This is a genomic window from Amycolatopsis sp. NPDC004169 (assembly GCF_040610315.1).
Classification (GTDB): domain Bacteria; phylum Actinomycetota; class Actinomycetes; order Mycobacteriales; family Pseudonocardiaceae; genus Amycolatopsis.
Genome location: NZ_JBEXMD010000031.1, coordinates 24,539 through 40,495, shown reverse-complemented (window position 1 = coordinate 40,495; position 15,957 = coordinate 24,539). Strand labels below are relative to the sequence as shown.

The window sequence follows — 15,957 nt, the reverse complement described above, 5'->3', positions numbered from 1 at the left end:
CGCTCACCCGTCGACCAGCAGCCCTCGCAGGGGTCCCTGCAGCCGGGCCGCGCGGCGGGAGGTGCCCGGCAGCAGGACCAGCCGGTGGGTGCGCCGCTCGCCGCGGCGTTCCCGCTCGGCCTGCTCCTCGGCCAGTGGCCGCCACAGGTTGTCCACGATGTCCGCCGGGCTCCGCTGCTCCAGCTCGGAAACCGGGTGCCCGAGGTGCTCGGCCCACAGCCGCAGCCGGGTGGTGCGGGCGACCTCCGGGTCGTCGGTGGCGATGTTGACCTCGGTGTCGTTGAACAGCGAGTGCTCGTTGAGGTTCGCCGAGCCCACCGTCAGCCACTCGTCGTCGACGATGCCGAGCTTCGCGTGGACGTACACCGGGGCCCCGCCGTCGTGGGCGCTGATCGTGGTCGCCAGCAGGCGCCGGTGGCCGTCGTCGGCGTCCAGCAGGCGGCCGAGCTGGCCGCGGGTGGTGTCCGAGCCGTTGCTCGGCTTGCGCGGCAGCAGCAGGACCACCCGGAACTCGTCGGCCGGCGGGTTGCGGAGCTTGTCGAGCAGCACCTCGGCGATCTCCGGCGACCACAGGAACTGGTTCTCCAGGTAGACGAGCCGCCGCGCCGAGCGCAGCGCCCGGAGGTAGCCGTCGAGCACGGTGAACTCGCCTTTGGGCAGGAAGTCGTAGGTGTCGTTCGGGACGGTCTTCTGCAGCTGCACGCGGCTGCCGCCGGCGGGTGCCGGGACGGCCGGTTCGGGCAGGGCCTCGCCGGCCACCTCGGTCCACCGCCGCCGGAAGTGCTCGGCGACGTCGGCGACGGACGGCCCTTCGAGCCGCGCCATCAGGTCGTGCCACCCGATGGGCCGCGGCGGGTGCTCCGGGCTGTCGTGCCGGTCGCCCTCCAGCGCGGTGAGGTCCACGCCACCGACGAACGCGACCGCGTCGTCGACGATCACGAGCTTTTCGTGGTGGCAGTGCAGGGTCCGCTCCCGGGCGTCCAGCACGCACCGCACCCCGGTGCCGTCGGTGAACTTCCGCTGTTCGTCCCGGGCGAGCTTCCTCGACGGCTGGAAGGCGGGGAAGGGCGGCCCGGCCCACAGCAGGACGCGGACCTCGACCCCGCGCCCGGCGGCCTCGGCCAGCAGCTCCCGCAGAGCGGGCGAGCCGGGCTCGCGCGTCAGCCGGAAGTCCGCGCTGGCGTGCCAGTTCGCGATGTGCACGTGGGACTTCGCCTGCCGGATGGCCTCGGCGACGGCGGGGAGCGACTCCTCACCGTCGATCAGCACCTCGACCCGGTTGCCCGCGCGCACCGGGGCCCGGCCGCCGAGACGGTCCTGGTCACCGCCCGGTTCGAACACCTCACCCCAGCCGAGCCGGCGCAACCGCCGGTGGTGGTGGGTGCACAGGACGCGTTCGAGCCCGTCGCCGAGCCGCTCGTCCACCTTGTCCACGAATGAGTGAAACGTCGTCACCCGTCCCATGTCACTACAGATCGGCCCGGTTCGCCGTGCAGTGACGCAGCGTCAGAGGTCGAGCACCAGGCGCCGCGAACGCGCCCGCGACACACAGAGCATCATCACCTCGTTCTCCAGCCGCTCATCCGCCGTCAGCACCGAATCCCGGTGGTCCGGCTCCCCGCCCAGCACCCCGGTCTCACAGGTGCCGCACGTTCCTTCCCGGCACGACGACAGCACCGTCACCCCGGCTTCCTCGACCACCTCGAGGATCGACCGGTCCGTCGGCACCGGCAGCACCCGCCCCGACCCGGCCAGCTCGACCTCGAACGCCGTGCGCGGACCCTCGTCCGCGAGCGGTGTGAAGCGCTCGACGTGCAGTTCGGGCGGCTCCAGTGCCTCCATCGCCGCCAGCAGGGGTTCCGGCCCGCAGCAGTACACCGCCGTGTCCGGGCCGGCCGAGGCCAGTGCCGCCGTGAGGTCCAGGAGACCGTGCTCGTCCTGGGGCCGGAAGACGACCCGGTCGCCGTGCTCGGCGAGCTCGTCCGCGAAAGCCATCGAGGAACGCGTCCGGCCGCCGTAGACAAGCCGCCACTCGCGGCCCTCACGGGCCACCCGGTTCAGCATCGGCAGGATCGGCGTGATGCCGATGCCGCCCGCCACGAACAGGTACCGCGACGCCTCCACCAGCGCGAAGTGGTTGCGCGGGCCCTCGACCGGAACCCGGTCCCCGACCGAAAGCGAGTCGTGGACGTACGCCGAGCCGCCGCGGCCGCCGGGCTCGCGCAGCACCGCCACCCGGTACACCGACGTCTCCGACGGGTCGCCGCACAGGGAGTACTGCCGCACGAAGCCCGGCAGGACCAGGTCGATGTGCGCCCCCGGCTCCCACGGCGGCAACGGCTCGCCGCCGGGAAGGCGGAGGGTGAGGGCGACCACGCCGTCGGCAAGCTTTTCCTTGCGGTCCACCAGGAGTGAGAGGGTCATCAGTGTCCTTCGGGGTGGGCGAGCAGCCAGTCCCACAGCTGCACGGGGTCTTCGAACTCGCGCTCGGCGCCGCAGTGGCAGACCGCGCGCAGCCGGTCGGTGCCGAGCACCCAGTGGATCCGGTACACGCGGTCACCGGCGAGCATCGGCCGGTTCACGAGGCCGCCATCCGCTGCAGCATCCGGCGGGCCGCCAGGCCGCCGGTGTCGATGTTGATCGAAAGCTCCTGGTAGCCCTCGGGCTCGGTGGCGATCACCCGTTCGAGGACGTCGAGGGCCTCGACGTCCTGCAGCACCACCGTGCGGTTGTTCTCCGCCAGGAACGCCGACACGCCTTCGTCGTCGAGCGCGAAGTCACGGGCCACCGCCCAGAAGTCGTGCGTCGAGTGCTCGGTTTCCGGCGTGATGGCGTAGACGACCTCGACGTGGAAGGCGTCCGGGTCGCTGCCGTCCGGGTTCGGCACCGACCCGACCGGCGCGATCCGGCTGTGCAGCTTGTACAGGCACGGCGGCGTGTACTCGATGTCCTGCCAGCGCGTGATGCGGCCTTCGAGGCCGGTCGACTTGGCGTAGAAGGGCGGGCACGCCGCGTCGGCCATGTGCCGCGAGACGTAGACGATGCCGGCTTCTTCGTCGACCTCGGTGGTGATCGGGGTTTCGGCGACCTCCGGGGTGCCGATGTAGCCGCCGTGCAGGTAGGTCTCGTGGGACAGGTCCAGCAGGTTGTCCACCAGCAGCGAGTACCGCGCCTTGAGCGGCTCCATCCCGCGGACGGTGGTGTAGTCCGGCGAGTCGAGCCAGGGTGCGCGCGGAATCGCGGCCGCGTCGGCCTTCGCGGGGTCGCCGATGAACACCCAGACGAAGGAGTCCTGCTCCACCAGCGGGTAGCGCGCCAGCCGCGCGGTCCGCGGCACCCGGGTCTGCCCGGGCACGGCCACGCACTTGCCGTCGACGCCGTAGGTGAAGCCGTGGTAGCCGCAGATGACCTGGTCGTCGACCAGCCGCGACGGCGCCTGCGACAGGGGGAACCGCCGGTGCACGCACCGGTCGGCCACCGCGGTGACGCTCCCGTCCCGCGTCCGCCAGAACAGGATGGGCTCGCCGCAGACGGTGCGGCTGAACAGCTCGGCCCCGATCTCGGAACCGTAGGCGGCGACGTACCACTGATCGCGGGGGATGGCGCTCATCGGAGTCCTTTCGTGGTGGGCCGGGTCACAGCGTGGGGGAGCGACCCCGGCACCACGAAGGGCTATTTCATAAGACGGAAAGGGCGCGCGAAATCGCGCGGGCGCTGGTCATCACCAGGGGAGCGAGCGCGTGCGGCGCCACGCTTCCGTACCGCACCACCAGCGACACCGCCGCGATGACCTGACCCCGGGCGTCGTGGATCGGCGCGCCGACCGACAGCGCGTCCAGGGTCACCTGGCGCTCGCTGATCGAGAACCCGTGCGTCCGCACGTCGGCCAGCAGGTGGCGGAGGCGGTCCGGGTCGGTCACCGTCTCCGGCGTGTAGCGCTCGATCGGGCTGCCGAGGACCTCCTCCTGGACCTCGGCCGGGGCGTGGGCGAGCAGGACCAGCCCGACGCCCGTCGCGGTCAGGGCGAACCGGCCGCCGACGCGGGTCAGGACCGGGACCGCGCCCGTTCCGGCGATGCGCTCGATGTACACCACCTCGGTGCCTTCGCGGACGGCGAGCTGGACGTTCTCGCGGGTGATCTGCGAGAGGTCCTCCAGGAACGGCAGCGCGAGTTCCCGCAGGCCCAGGCCGCGCGGGGCGAGCGAGCCCAGCTCCCACAGGCGCAGCCCGACGCGGTAGACGCCGGTCTCGTCCCGCTCCAGCGCGCCCCACGCGCAGAACTCGCGCAGCAGCCGGTGCGCGGTCGCGGCCGGGAGCCCGGTGCGGCGCGCGACCTCGCTCAGCCGCAGCGCCGGCCGGTCCGGCGAGAACGCCTCCAGCACCCGCAGTGCGCGCCCCAGCACCGGCCCGGTGGCGCCGGGGACGCGACCTCGGTGCGGCACGGGCGACCTCCGGTGGTGGCTCAGGCCTCCACTATGCCCCGCGCCGCCCGGCGCGCGGCCGCGGCGTCCCGGCGTTCCTCGAACCGGGACGCCTGCGTGTCGAGCCCCTTGAGGAACGTCGCCAGCTCCTCCCGTGCCGCTTCGCCGACCGGGCCGAGGCCGGTCAGGTCGAACACCTTCCAGTAGCGCAGCAGCGGCTGGACGACGTCGTCGTGGTGGATGCGCAGGTCGTAGATGCCCGCCTTGGCGATCAGCGCCGCCTTGCGGGCGAAGCTCGGGATGACCGCGCCCGGCATCGCGAAGCACAGCACCTCGTCGGTGATCGCGCGCATCATCGCGTCCGGCGAGATCTCCAGCGCCGCCTTGACGAGGTTGCGGTAGAAGACCATGTGCAGGTTCTCGTCCGTGGACACCCGGGCGAGCAGCTTCTCGGCCAGCGGATCCTGCGTGTAGCGGCCGGTGTTGCGGTGCGAGAGCCGGGTCGCCAGCTCCTGGAAGGAGACGTACGCGCAGACGTTGAGCAGCGGCTTGTCGTCGGTGTCGTAGCCGGCCTGCATGGTCTCCATCCGCATCCGCTCCAGCTCGACGGGGTCGACGGCGCGGGTGACCAGCAGGTAGTCGCGGATGCAGATGCCGTGGCGGCCCTCTTCGGCCGTCCACCGGTGCACCCAGGTGCCCCACGCGCCGTCGCGGCCGAACGCGCGCTCGATCTCGCGGTGGTAGCTGGGCAGGTTGTCCTCGGTGAGCAGGTTGACTTCGAGGGCCGTCCGCGCGATCGGGCTCACCCGGGACTGCTCCGGGGCCCAGGCCTCCCCGCCCAGGTCGGCGAAGTCCCGCCCCTGGCTCCACGGGACGTACTCGTGCGGCATCCACTCCTGGGCGGCGGCGAGGTGCCGGTTGAGGTTCTCTTCGACCGTGCCTTCCAGTTCGTGCAGCAGGCGGGTCGTTTCGGGGACCGGCATGGGAGACGTCCTTCCGTACCTACGCGACCGTAACTTACGGTGCCGTAGGAAACGACAACGGACGCGGGCGCGCGGAGGTTCCCTCAGCGCGTGAAGTCGAAGACGTAGTCCTTGAGGATCGGCCCGAAGAAGGTCTTCCCGGTGACCCGGACGACGGCCCGCCCGGGCACGCCGGCGGCCTGGGAAAGGACTTCGCACCGCACGGCGGGATGGGCCGGGACGACCTTCGTGATCCTCGGCGAAGCGCCGGCGGCGAGCGGAACGGTCGACGACGGCGCCCCGGCGTCGAACCCGCCGATCGTCCGGCCGCCGACCACGATGGCGATGGCCAGCGGTCCGTCGGTCGGGATCGCCCGGCCGCTGAACCCCTGCCAGTACCCCACGCAGGTGTCGCGCCAGCTGCCCGCGTCGGCCTCGTGCGCGGCGAGCTTGGCCTTCACCTCGGCGAAGCGGCGCGCGTCGACGTGCGGTTCGAGTGAATCCCAGGCCTGGCGCAGCCAGGACACGTAGTGGACGCCCGTCTGGTAGCGGTACACCAGTTCGTCCCAGAAGATCCGGCCACTGCGCATCCGCCGGTCCCACGGCACGTGGTGGAACCACATCAGCAGGTTCTCGGGGGTGGTTTCGAGGTCGCCGTACCGGGCCGCGAGCACCGGGAAGTACTGCGCGGTGAAGCCGCTGCCGGTGGGGGAGCGGTCGTAGCCGAGGCCGGTGCTGTCGGCCTTGTTGTAGTACACCGGGCTCCAGTCGTCGCGCGCGAGCCGTTCGGCGGGGTTGGGGCCGTAGTGGTCGCTGGAACGGAACTGGTGCGCGACGCCGAGCGGGGTCTGGTAGCTCACCAGCGCTTCCCGCGAGCCCATCATCATCGCCACGATCGCCCGGACCACGAAGTCGCGGTTGCTCCAGGTCAGCCGGACCCAGTCCGCGGCGATGTCCCGCGCGGGGAGCGTCCAGTCCCACGCCAGCCTGCCGAAGGCGTACAGGTTGGCCTGCGCGAAGTGATGCCCGGTCAGGTTGTCCGCGTTGCCGAAGTTGGCCACGCCGACGATCGCGCTGTCCGGGTGACCCTGGGCCGTGCCGTCCACGACGTGGCCCACCAGCCTCTTGGCCAGCAGCCTGCCGTCCGCGCCGGTGGCGTAGGTGTCGGACTTCAGGACCTCTTCCCACAGCGGGCCGAGGTAGCACAGCATCGTGTTCTGCCCGGTGTACTCCTGGGTGATCTGCAGTTCGATGGCCTGGTTGGTGTGTTCCATCCGGCCGAACAACGGGTTGGCCGGCTCCCGCGCCTGGTAGTCGAGCGGGCCGTTCTTGGTCTGCAGGAACACGTTCCCGGCGAACCGGCCGGTGGTGCCGTCGGGCCGGGGTTCGGCGTCGATGGGCCCGAACTCCAGGTAGGCGCGCTTCAGCCGGTCCGGATCCACATCGGCGTTGTAGACGAAGGTCCGCCAGAAGATCCGCATCCCGAGGGGCGCCACCGCCGCCGCGATGCCGTTGGCGCCGTCACCGTGGTCGTAGCCGAGGTCCTGGGGACCCGGCTGGCCTTCGGAATTCGCTTTGACGGTGAAGCCCAGGAAATCCGGGATGGCCGCCTGCAGCTGCCGGGCCCGTCGCGTCCACCAGTCCCGGAACTGCGCGCTGTAGGGATCCAGCTGCTCGCGGGTGAGGGTGTCGGGCGCGAACCGGGCGTCGGTCGGCGCCGCGTAGTTGATCGAGACGGCGAGCTTGATCCCGTACGGGCGCAACGCGTCCGCCAGTGCGGCTTCCTGCTCGATGGCGGCCGGGGTGAGGTAGAAGCTGTTGGCGTTGACGTTGTTGATGGTGAGGCCGTTGAGGCCGAGGGAAGCCATCGCGCGTGCCGCGACGAGGTAGCGGTCGAGGATCACCGGCAGGTTCAGCCCGGCCGACGCGCCGGTGGCGGTGAAGTCGAACATCGCCCCGGTTTCGCCGTCCAGCCCGCCGGTGCCGGTCGCGTTGTTCCCGGCGTAGAGCCGTTCCGTCTCCCAGTAGTTCAGGTACCGGTGGTTGATGCGCGGCACCGAAGAAAGTTTCAGCTCGGCGACGGGTTGCTGCGCTTGGAGATGCCGGAGGAACGCGAAGGTCCCGTACAGCGCGGCGACGTCGGTGTTGCCGGCGATGACGATCACCCGGCGGCCGCCGCGCGAGAGCGAACGGATGAGGTAGCCGTCGGTGCCGAGCGGCGTCAGGTCGCGTGCCGGGACGAGCCCGCGCACCAGGGGAGAGCTCTCCGGGGTGCCGACGACCACCGCGCGGTCGGGGCAGCCGTTCGCCACCGGCACGGGCCGCCCCAGCAGCCCGCCGAGGCCGCGGACGAGTTCGTCCCGCGCCGCCGCCAAAGTGCTCTCCACCAGGTGTTCGGTGGAACCGGGGGCCATGCTCAGGTTCGCCGTGTGACGGTGCACCTTCGCCCGGTCGGCGTTCTCCACGACGATCGCGCCGAGCGCGGCCCGGTACCGGGCGAGGACGCCGGGATCGGCGACCGGTTCGTAGCGCAGCCACAGGTCGGAGCCGTCGTAGTCACCCGGGAAGGGCGGACTCGCCTGCGCCGGGGGAGCACCGAGCACCGACGCCGTCAGGACCGCTCCGCTGCCGATCAGGAAGGAACGCCGCCGCAGACCGTTCTCGTCGCTGAGAGACAAGGGTTTCCCCCATCGTGTCCGCCGGGGTATCGAGTTCGGTTCTCGCACTATTGCGGCGACGCTCCGCGCTGTCAAGAATTCGCGATATAGCAAGGAATCCCGAAAGTTTCGGCGTGTCGGGGACGGTGTGCCCGGGTCCGGCCGCAGCCCCGTGCCAGACTTCGCGGCGATGCTCACCCCAGCCGATCTCGCCGACCTGCTCGACTGCGAGCACCGCAGCATCCTCGGCCAGGCGCTGGCCGCGGGCCTGCCGGGAGCGCCGCGGCCCGCACCCGCGGAGCCACCGCCGCGCCGCGGGCACGCCGCCGCGATGCTCGCCGGGTTCCGCGCCGCCGGGTGCGAGATCGCCGAGATCGACGTCGAAGACACCGCACTCGCCGCGAAGGCGACCGAAGAGGCGTTGCGGTCCGGAGTGCCGGTGATCCACCGGGCCGTCCTCCTCGGCGGCGGCTTCTCGGCGCAGGCGGACTTCCTGGTCCAGGACGGCGAAGGCCGGTACGAGGTCCACGACGCGCAGCCGGTCCGGCAGGCCACGCCCGCCGCGGTGGTCCGGCTGACGGCGTGCGCCGACGCGCTGGGCCGCGCCGGCTGGCCGGCCGGGCCGCAGCTGCACCTGCGGCTGACCGACGGCGGCACCCGGACGTTGCGCGTCGAGGACTTCCGGCCGCTGGTCGACCGGCTGCGGACCCGGCTGGCTGGCCGTCCGCCGCGGCTGCCGGTCCCGCTCTGGGCCGACGAACGCCCGGCCTGCGCCGGCTGCGGCTTCGCCCAGCACTGCGCGTCGGCCCGGGAAGCCGACCGGGACCTCTCGCTGGTCGCCGGGATGCGCGGCGACCAGCGCCGCAAGCTCGTCGCCGCCGGGCTCGGGTCGATCGACGCGCTCGCCGCGGCCGGCCCGGCCGACCGGCCGCGGGACCTGTCGGCGACCGCGTTCGCGGCCCTGCGCGCCCAGGCCGCGCTGCAGGTCCGGCAGGACGCCACCGGCGAGGTCGCCTACGAGATCGTCGACCCGGACGAGCTGGCCGCGCTGCCCGCCCCGGCGCCGGGTGACGTGTTCGCCGACCTGGCCGGCGATCCGCACGCCCTCGCCGGCGAGGGCCTGGAATACCTCTTCGGCGCGTTCGGCGACCGGACCTTCACGCCGTTCTGGGCGCACAGCCGCGCCCAGGAACGGCGCGCGTTCGAGGAGTTCGTCGACTTCGTGGCCGCGCGCGTCGCCGAGCACCCCGGCTCGCACGTCTACCACTACGCGCCGTACGAAGTCACCGCGATCAAGCGGCTGGCCGCGGTGCACGGCACCCGCGAGGAGACCGTCGACCACCTGCTGCGCAGCGGCGCGGTCGTGGACCTGCACGCGGTGGTCCGCAAGGCGCTGCGGGTGTCGCAGCGGTCGTACTCGATCCGGCACCTCGAGCCGCTCTACCAGCCCGGCGCCCGCGCGAAGACGGCCGTGTCCGACGTCGAGGCGTACGAGGAGTACCTGGCGCTCGCGCAGGCCGGGGAGCCGGAACGCGCCGACGAGGTGCTGCGCCGCATCGGCGAGAACACCGAGGACGACTGCGCCTCCGCGCAGCGGCTGTTCGAGTTCCTGCACCGCGTCCGCGCCGACGCGGGCATCGAGGTCCCGGAGCCGGCCGAGGAGTCCGCCGAGGACGCCCTGCTGCGCCGGGCCGAGGAGGACGTGGCCGCCGAGCGGCGGGCCGAACGGGCCGCGCAGCTGGCCGCGCTGGTCGACCCGCTGCTCGACGGGCTGCCGGACGACCCGGGGCGGTTCACCCCCGACGAGCGGGCCCGCGCGCTGCTGGCGGCGTCCGTCGGCTACCACCGCCGCGAGACGAACCCGGCGTGGTGGGAGTACTTCCGCCAGCTCGCCGCCCCGCTCGGCGACCTGGAGGTGGACACCGCCTGCGCGGTGCCGGTCGCGCTGGAGGCGGGGGAGTGGGTGCCCCCGGCCGGGCGGGCGCGCACCGCGAAGCGGACCCTGCAGCTCGCGTGCGACCCCGACCGGCCGCACCCGTTCGCCCCTGGCGACGACGTGCGGCTGCGCTACGGCGACACCGCCCGCGACGCGAAGGTCGTCGCCGCCTCGGCGGTGGAGCTGACCCTGGAAGAGAGCTGCCCGCCCGACGCGACCACCAGCGACCGGCCGAGCGCGGTGCTGCCCGGCAGCCCGGTGCGGCCCTCGCCCAAGGACGAGGCCGTCGCCGACCTCGCCCGCCTGGTCGTCGACGCTCTCCCGGAGCTGCCGCGGCACCCCGGTGTCGACCTGCTCCGGCGGACCCCGCCGCGGCTGCGGGGCGGCGGCGCGCTGCCGGAGCCGGGGGACGACCTGGTCGCCACGGTGATCGAGGCGGTCGACGGGCTCGACGGGTCGGCGCTGGCCGTGCAGGGCCCGCCGGGTGCGGGCAAGACCTACCTGGCGGGCCGGCTCATCGCCCGGCTGGTGCGGGCGGGCCGGACCGTCGCGGTCACCTCGACCAGCCACAAGGCCGTGGAGAACGTGCTGAGCGCGGCCCTGAAGAGCGCGCCGGAGCTGCCGTGCGCCAAGCGCGCGAAGAAGACGCCGGACCCGGCCGCGCCGTGGGAGCAGCCGAAGAGCAACCCCGCACTGGTGAAGTGGCGGCAGGAGCACGACACCGGGCACCTGGTCGGCGGGACGGCCTGGACGTTCGCCAACGCAGCCGTCCGCGAAGAGCCCTTCGACCTGCTGATCATCGACGAGGCCGGCCAGTTCGCACTGGCCGACGCGCTCGCGGTGTCGATGTGCGCCCGCAACGTCCTGCTGCTGGGCGACCCGCAGCAGCTGCCCCAGGTCGTGCAGGGCACGCATCCGGCGGGTGCCGAGGCCTCGGCACTGGGCCACCTGATCGGGGAGGCCGACATCATGCCGCCGGCGCTGGGCTACTTCCTCGACGAGACGCGGCGCATGCACCCGGCCGTGTGCGCACCGGTGTCGGACCTGTCCTACGCCGGACGGCTGCACGCCCACCCCTCGGCCGCGGACCGCGCGCTCGACGGCGTCGACGCGGGCCTCTACCTGTCCGAAGTGGACCACCGGGGCAACACGACCCGATCGGTGGAGGAAGCCGCCGAGATCGTCCGCGTGGTGTCCGAAGTGCACGGTCGCATGTGGACCGACCACGGGGCCGCCCGGCCGCTGGGCGACCACGACATCCTCGTCGTCGCGCCCTACAACCTGCAGGCGCGCACGGTGAGCCGGGCGCTGGAGGAAGCCGGGTACGCGGGCGTGCGGGTGGGCACGGTCGACCGGTTCCAGGGCCAGGAGGCCCCGGTGGTGCTCGCGACGATGACGTCGTCGTCGGCGGTCGACCTGCCGCGCGGGCTCGACTTCCTGCTCTCGCGCAACCGGCTGAACGTGGCGCTGTCCCGGGCACAGGCGCTGGCGGTCCTGGTGTGCTCGCCCCGGCTCGTCGAGGCGGACATCCGCACGGTCGAGCAGCTGCGCCTGGTCGCGGGCATGATCGGCCTGATGACGGCGGCGCGGCCGTGGCCGTCGGGTCAGCTCGGCGGTTCGATTTCGCCGGCGTCCTCGTCGACGTCCTGAGCGCCGGGCTGCTCCCGCGGCCGGCCGGCTTCGGGGATCTCCACGTCGAGGTCGAGCTCCGGGGTGCCGGGCGGCGCCGGTGCGTCGGGGGTGAGGGGGCGGTCGTCGGATTCGCTCATGGGCGGCGGGTTACCCCCGGGGGCCGGTGACCAAGCGCGGCGGTCAAGCGGGGTTGCGCGGCCGCGCCGGGTCTTCGCCCGCGAGCTCGGCCGGGGCCAGGTCGTCCAGGGGTTGCCAGCGGAACACCCCGGCGCCCTGCGCGTAGCTCAGGTGGCCGCCAAGCGCGCCGCCGGCGCTGGTCGCCGTCAGGCCCAGCACCGCGAGGAACCGTCCGCCGCGGCCCCGCCGCCGGGCCAGGTAGGACGCGCCGAACAGCGCCGTCGCCGTCGCGTTGGCGACCGCGTGGACCAGCCCGACCCGCCGTTGCCGCACGTCGAGACCCGAGTAGTCGGCCAGCCCGAGCACCATCGCCGCCGGGGCGGTCAGCAGGCCGGTCGCGATCAGGCGGCGGGCCGCGTCCCGGCCGTCCGGGAGCAGGTCGAACACCGCCGAGCACAGCCAGGCGCCGATCGGGACGGTCACCGCGAGCGGGTGCAGCGGGTGCCCCAGTGCGCGGCCGCGCAGCTGCCGCGTGACCCTGTTTTCGCTGTTCAGCAGCCGCCCGAGCTGAGCGGCCGGGCCGTCGAGCGCTCCGGCGTCTTCGGCCTTCCGCAGGACTCGGTGCGGCCAGGCGGGCTTCGACCGGGCGTGACCATCGCGCGTGGGATCCATACCGCGGCGGCTACCCCGCCCCGTGCCGGTCAACCGGCGTTTCGCCGTCGCGTCAGCGGGAAGTCCCCGACCATGACCGAACCCGACCAGAGCTACGACCCGCCGCAGGACACCGGCGCGCCGGACGCCGTCGAGACGGACCCGGCCGCTCTGAACAGCGCCGAGGACCTCGACGAAGACCGCATCCGCACCGACCCGCTCGAAGAGGGGATGGACCCGCCGGAGCACTGGTCGGGCGTGACGAAGTACGGGATGACGCCGTGGGAGCAGGCCCACCCGCGGGGGCTGGGCGACCGGATCGGGGAGGAAGTCCCGGACCCGGCGGCCCAGGCGACGACCGGGATCGACAGCCGGGCGGGCGGGGACACGGACGAGGACACGGGCGAGTCCCCGGAACAGCCGGTCCAGCTGGCGCCGGTGGACGGGGACGGACCGCCGGTGGACACCGAGGCGGACGAGGTGGGCGTGGACGCGGGCTCGGCCCCGGCGGCCGGACCGGAACAGGCGGCGCTGCACATCGAGGGCGAACGCGGCGGGCGGTGACCGCGCCCGCGAGGGGTAGCCACCGAACGGGGGTGTCCCGCACTGCCCGTTGCTGATAGATCTCTGCGCGTGACCATGGACACGATCGAGCTCCACAGCATCAACCCGTGGGAGGTGTCCTTCCTGCGCGAGGAGGTGGGCGCCTACTTCGCCCGCGGCGTCGAGCTCACGCCCGGGGCGACCGTCCTCGACGTCGGGGCCAACGTCGGCGTCTTCTCCGCGGCGGTGTACGAGCGGCTGGACGGCGACGTGCGGATCTACGCCTTCGAGCCGCTCCCGCCCCTGCACACGACGCTGGAGCGCAACGGCCGCGACTTCTTCGGCGGCAGGCTGACCGCGTTGCCCTACGGCCTGGCGGCGGCCGAGGACGAGCTCGACTTCAGCTACTTCCCGGCGGCGACCATCTTTTCGTCGTCGTGGCGGGACGCTTCGAACGTCGAGGCCGAGCAGCAGCGGGTCACCGCGAGCATCGTCGAGATGATCCGCCGGGGTGGGCTGGGCGCCGGGCTGCGCCGCGTGCCGGCACCCGTCCTGCGCGGGATCGTCGGGCGCAAGCTGCGGGTGATGCGGGAGCTGGAAACCCACCGCGTCCGCGTCCGGCCGCTGTCGGCGGTGCTCGACGAGCAGCGCATCGACCGCGTCGACCTGCTGAAGGTCGACGTCGAGGGCGCCGAGCTCGACGTGCTGCGCGGCCTCGAAGACCGGCACTGGCCGCTGATCCGGCAGGCCGTCGTCGAAGTCGAAGGGTGGCGGCGGCACCGCGACACCGTCCGCGAGGTCTTCGCCACGCGCGGGTTCACGGTCGAGGCCGTGCAGGACCCCGTCCAGGAGGCGGCCGACATCGGGATGGTGTTCGCGGTCCGCTAACGGCGGAGTTCGAGCCAGTCGAGGTTGATCGCGCCGGTGTCGCCCGGGCCGTAGGAGAGGGTCACCACCGGGTCCCGGCCGGTGAGCGGGACGTCGGCGAAGGTCGTGGTGCCCCAGGCGTCCCAGCTGTCGGAGACCTTCGGGAAGCCGACCTGCCGCACCGGCTGCCCGTCCACCGACAGCGTCATCGTCCGGGTGTCGCTGTTGGCGTTGGCGTACCGCACGGTGATCGCGGCGCGCTCCGGCGCCGTCGTGGCGCGGTGCACGGTGAAGGACGACGCCGCGCCCTGCGCCCAGAGACCGTCGAGGAACGCGCGGCCCGCGTACCCGGTGTGGTTCACGTTCGTCTTCACGCCGCCGGTGTTGCGGGCGTCCTCGGCTTCGAGGTGCGCCGGGTCGGGGCAGCCGTCGAGGACGGAGGTGCCCGCGGTGTCGGCGCAGCGGTCTCGGGCGTCGGGGACGCCGTCGCCGTCGCGGTCACCGGCGGGCGCTCCGGCGAGGGTGATGTCGATCGTGTGGGCGCCGGTGAGCGAGTCCGGCACCGAGGCCGGGGTGGGCCGGCCGTCGAGCCGGAACGCCGTGATCGTGCTGCCCGCGCCGTGCAGGGCGATGGTGAGGGTCGCGCCGCGGTAGTGCAGGTCCCGCAGGGTGACGTCACCCCAGCCGGCGGGCAGGTGCGGGGTGAAGGAGAGCCCGCGGCCGCCGAACGTGAGCCCGAACAGGCCGGTGTGGACCATGTCGAGGAACGCCGTGGCCGACCAGGTCTGGTCCGGTTCGGACCCCCAGTGGAACTTCACCGTGTCGCCCAGCCGCTGCCAGCCGCCGTCGACCACGCCCGTGGTGCCGTTGTGGATCTCCCAGAAGCCGCTGTTGCTCCCGGCCAGCTTGGCCAGCCGCGCGGTCTCCGCGGCGAACCCGTTCTGGTCGCCCTGTCCGGCCAGCGCCTTCGCCCACAGGCCCTGGACGAGCGGCCAGACGATGGCGTTGTGCCGTCCGGGCTGCGCGTCGCTGTAGCGGGCCCAGTGCGGGAAGGTGTCGGGCATGCCCCACGGCAGCTCCCGGGCGTGCGCGAGGATCGAGCGCGCCTGCGCCGGGTCCGCGACGCCGAAGACCAGGGCGAACGCCAGCCCGCTGCCTTCCTGGTAGGCACCGCGGGAGCCGTCGGCGAGCAGCTGGTAGTCGTACAGGCCGGTCGCGGGGTTCCAGAACCGCTGGTTGATCGCGGTCCGCAGCGCGGCGGCCTTGCCGCGGTAGCCGGCGACCTCGGGGGCCGGACGGCCCAGCTGCCCGGCCATCTCCGCGGCGGCGGCGTAGGCGGCGTAGTACAGCTCGTTGGTGCTGAGGTACATCCCGCTCGCGACCCCCGGCCACGGCATGCTGCCGGTGCTGACCGACTCGGTCGCGTCGGCGGGCGGGGCGGGGTAGCCGGCGATGCCGTCGTTGAAGAAGGAGGCGCCGGTGAACAGGCCGTAGGCGGGGTTGAACCCGGCGGTCGTGGCGTGTTCGCGGATCGCCAGGGTGGCCGTCGCGGTGCGGTAGGCGTTCTGCAGGAAGCGCCGGTCGCCGGTGACGAGGTAGTGGTGCCAGGCGGCGGTGACCCAGACCACCTGGTCCCACTGCTGGTCGTCCTGCTGCACGCGCAGGGCGCCGCCGGTGTCCTTGTCGACCACCGCCCAGAGCGTGTTCGCCGCCAGGGCCGGGTCGAGGAGGCTGGTGGCGTTCCAGCTGTTGATCGACGCGTCGCGCGTCCACGGCTGGGCGTAGCCGCCGCCCGCGCGGACGATGCCGGTGGCGGGGTCCAGCAGGCCGCTCCGGTCGTAGCGCGCGTCGTAGCCGATCGTGTTGGTGTGCAGCAGGTTCTGCAGCGCGGCGGCGTAGGCGGTGCCGAACAGGGACTGGCTGTCCGGGTTGGCGAACTCGAGCGAAGGCGGTGCCGGGCTCGCGGTGGCCGGAGCGAGCACGGCGGCCGCCGTCGTCAGTGCCAGGAGTGCGTGACCGATTCGCTGCGGGATTCCCATGCTCGTACCCCTTCCGGCGCGGGCGGCCATTGCACCACGGGGACGGCGGTGTCTCTCCGGATACGGCCGGATCCTGTCCGTTCTTGTCCACCACGGCGGTGGCAGGGCCGGTGACTGTTCGTGATGGTGGGC

13 protein-coding genes are annotated in these 15,957 nt (G+C 73.2%); 3 read left to right on the top strand and 10 right to left on the bottom strand.

Translation table 11 applies throughout. The features are described from left to right. Positions 1 to 3: 3 nt before the first annotated feature. The 7 genes from ABZX11_RS32955 to ABZX11_RS32925 all read right to left on the bottom strand — a co-directional run bounded on the left by ABZX11_RS32955 (position 4) and on the right by ABZX11_RS32925 (position 8,061). The gene (locus ABZX11_RS32955; RefSeq protein ID WP_354920375.1) at positions 4 to 1,455 is read right to left on the bottom strand and encodes a phospholipase D family protein; all 1,452 of its coding nucleotides are present in this window, start codon (positions 1,453 to 1,455) and stop codon (positions 4 to 6) included. A 51-nt stretch (positions 1,456 to 1,506) separates the two neighbouring features. Then, positions 1,507 to 2,424, bottom strand: coding sequence for a PDR/VanB family oxidoreductase (locus ABZX11_RS32950; RefSeq protein ID WP_354920372.1), 918 nt, complete (start codon positions 2,422 to 2,424; stop codon positions 1,507 to 1,509). Beyond that, positions 2,424 to 2,582 carry a hypothetical protein gene (locus tag ABZX11_RS32945; RefSeq protein ID WP_308676564.1) on the bottom strand — a complete coding sequence of 53 codons (159 nt, stop codon included), beginning with the start codon at positions 2,580 to 2,582 and terminating at the stop codon, positions 2,424 to 2,426. Before ABZX11_RS32945 ends, ABZX11_RS32950 begins: the two co-directional genes overlap by 1 nt. Continuing rightward, a complete protein-coding gene (locus ABZX11_RS32940; protein ID WP_354920369.1) occupies positions 2,579 to 3,610 on the bottom strand; it encodes an aromatic ring-hydroxylating dioxygenase subunit alpha in 1,032 nt (343 codons plus the stop codon). The genes ABZX11_RS32945 and ABZX11_RS32940 overlap by 4 nt, the downstream gene beginning before the upstream one ends. Positions 3,611 to 3,677: 67 nt before the next feature. Then, entirely contained in the window at positions 3,678 to 4,442 is a 765-nt protein-coding gene (locus ABZX11_RS32935) for an IclR family transcriptional regulator (protein ID WP_354920366.1), read from the bottom strand. A 20-nt stretch (positions 4,443 to 4,462) separates the two neighbouring features. Further along, positions 4,463 to 5,404: an acyl-ACP desaturase gene (locus ABZX11_RS32930; protein WP_354920363.1), complete on the bottom strand. Its 942-nt coding sequence runs from the start codon at positions 5,402 to 5,404 to the stop codon at positions 4,463 to 4,465. An 83-nt stretch (positions 5,405 to 5,487) separates the two neighbouring features. Beyond that, positions 5,488 to 8,061: an alpha-glucuronidase family glycosyl hydrolase gene (locus tag ABZX11_RS32925; protein WP_354920360.1), complete on the bottom strand. Its 2,574-nt coding sequence runs from the start codon at positions 8,059 to 8,061 to the stop codon at positions 5,488 to 5,490. Between the two features lie 169 nt (positions 8,062 to 8,230). Here ABZX11_RS32925 and ABZX11_RS32920 point away from each other — a divergent pair, with 169 nt between their 5' ends. Continuing rightward, a complete protein-coding gene (locus ABZX11_RS32920) occupies positions 8,231 to 11,626 on the top strand; it encodes a TM0106 family RecB-like putative nuclease (RefSeq protein ID WP_354920357.1) in 3,396 nt (1,131 codons plus the stop codon). Here the strand turns inward: ABZX11_RS32920 and ABZX11_RS32915 are convergent. After that, a complete protein-coding gene (locus ABZX11_RS32915) occupies positions 11,581 to 11,745 on the bottom strand; it encodes a hypothetical protein (RefSeq protein ID WP_354920354.1) in 165 nt (54 codons plus the stop codon). The two genes, ABZX11_RS32920 and ABZX11_RS32915, sit on opposite strands and share 46 nt — an antisense overlap. 43 nt (positions 11,746 to 11,788) lie before the next feature. Beyond that, complete coding sequence (locus ABZX11_RS32910) at positions 11,789 to 12,397, bottom strand: DUF2231 domain-containing protein (RefSeq protein WP_354920351.1); 609 nt, start codon at positions 12,395 to 12,397, stop codon at positions 11,789 to 11,791. Between the two features lie 72 nt (positions 12,398 to 12,469). On the opposite strand from ABZX11_RS32910, the gene ABZX11_RS32905 reads away from it, so the two are divergent. Further along, positions 12,470 to 12,940, top strand: coding sequence for a hypothetical protein (locus tag ABZX11_RS32905; RefSeq protein ID WP_176176790.1), 471 nt, complete (start codon positions 12,470 to 12,472; stop codon positions 12,938 to 12,940). 75 nt (positions 12,941 to 13,015) lie between these two features. Next, positions 13,016 to 13,807 carry an FkbM family methyltransferase gene (locus ABZX11_RS32900; RefSeq protein WP_354920518.1) on the top strand — a complete coding sequence of 264 codons (792 nt, stop codon included), beginning with the start codon at positions 13,016 to 13,018 and terminating at the stop codon, positions 13,805 to 13,807. Here the strand turns inward: ABZX11_RS32900 and ABZX11_RS32895 are convergent. Beyond that, complete coding sequence (locus ABZX11_RS32895) at positions 13,804 to 15,825, bottom strand: glycosyl hydrolase family 65 protein (RefSeq protein ID WP_354920348.1); 2,022 nt, start codon at positions 15,823 to 15,825, stop codon at positions 13,804 to 13,806. The two genes, ABZX11_RS32900 and ABZX11_RS32895, sit on opposite strands and share 4 nt — an antisense overlap. Positions 15,826 to 15,957: the final 132 nt, after the last annotated feature.

Bases quoted from the DNA above. Each gene is read 5' to 3' on its own strand.
- ABZX11_RS32950 (WP_354920372.1), bottom strand. From the start codon at position 2,424: ATGACCCTCTCACTCCTGGTGGACCGCAAGGAAAAGCTTGCCGACGGC.
- ABZX11_RS32940 (WP_354920369.1), bottom strand. From the start codon at position 3,610: ATGAGCGCCATCCCCCGCGATCAGTGGTACGTCGCCGCCTACGGTTCC.
- ABZX11_RS32930 (WP_354920363.1), bottom strand. From the start codon at position 5,404: ATGCCGGTCCCCGAAACGACCCGCCTGCTGCACGAACTGGAAGGCACG.
- ABZX11_RS32920 (WP_354920357.1), top strand. From the start codon at position 8,231: ATGCTCACCCCAGCCGATCTCGCCGACCTGCTCGACTGCGAGCACCGC.
- ABZX11_RS32915 (WP_354920354.1), bottom strand. From the start codon at position 11,745: ATGAGCGAATCCGACGACCGCCCCCTCACCCCCGACGCACCGGCGCCG.
- ABZX11_RS32910 (WP_354920351.1), bottom strand. From the start codon at position 12,397: ATGGATCCCACGCGCGATGGTCACGCCCGGTCGAAGCCCGCCTGGCCG.
- ABZX11_RS32905 (WP_176176790.1), top strand. From the start codon at position 12,470: ATGACCGAACCCGACCAGAGCTACGACCCGCCGCAGGACACCGGCGCG.
- ABZX11_RS32900 (WP_354920518.1), top strand. From the start codon at position 13,016: ATGGACACGATCGAGCTCCACAGCATCAACCCGTGGGAGGTGTCCTTC.
- ABZX11_RS32895 (WP_354920348.1), bottom strand. From the start codon at position 15,825: ATGGGAATCCCGCAGCGAATCGGTCACGCACTCCTGGCACTGACGACG.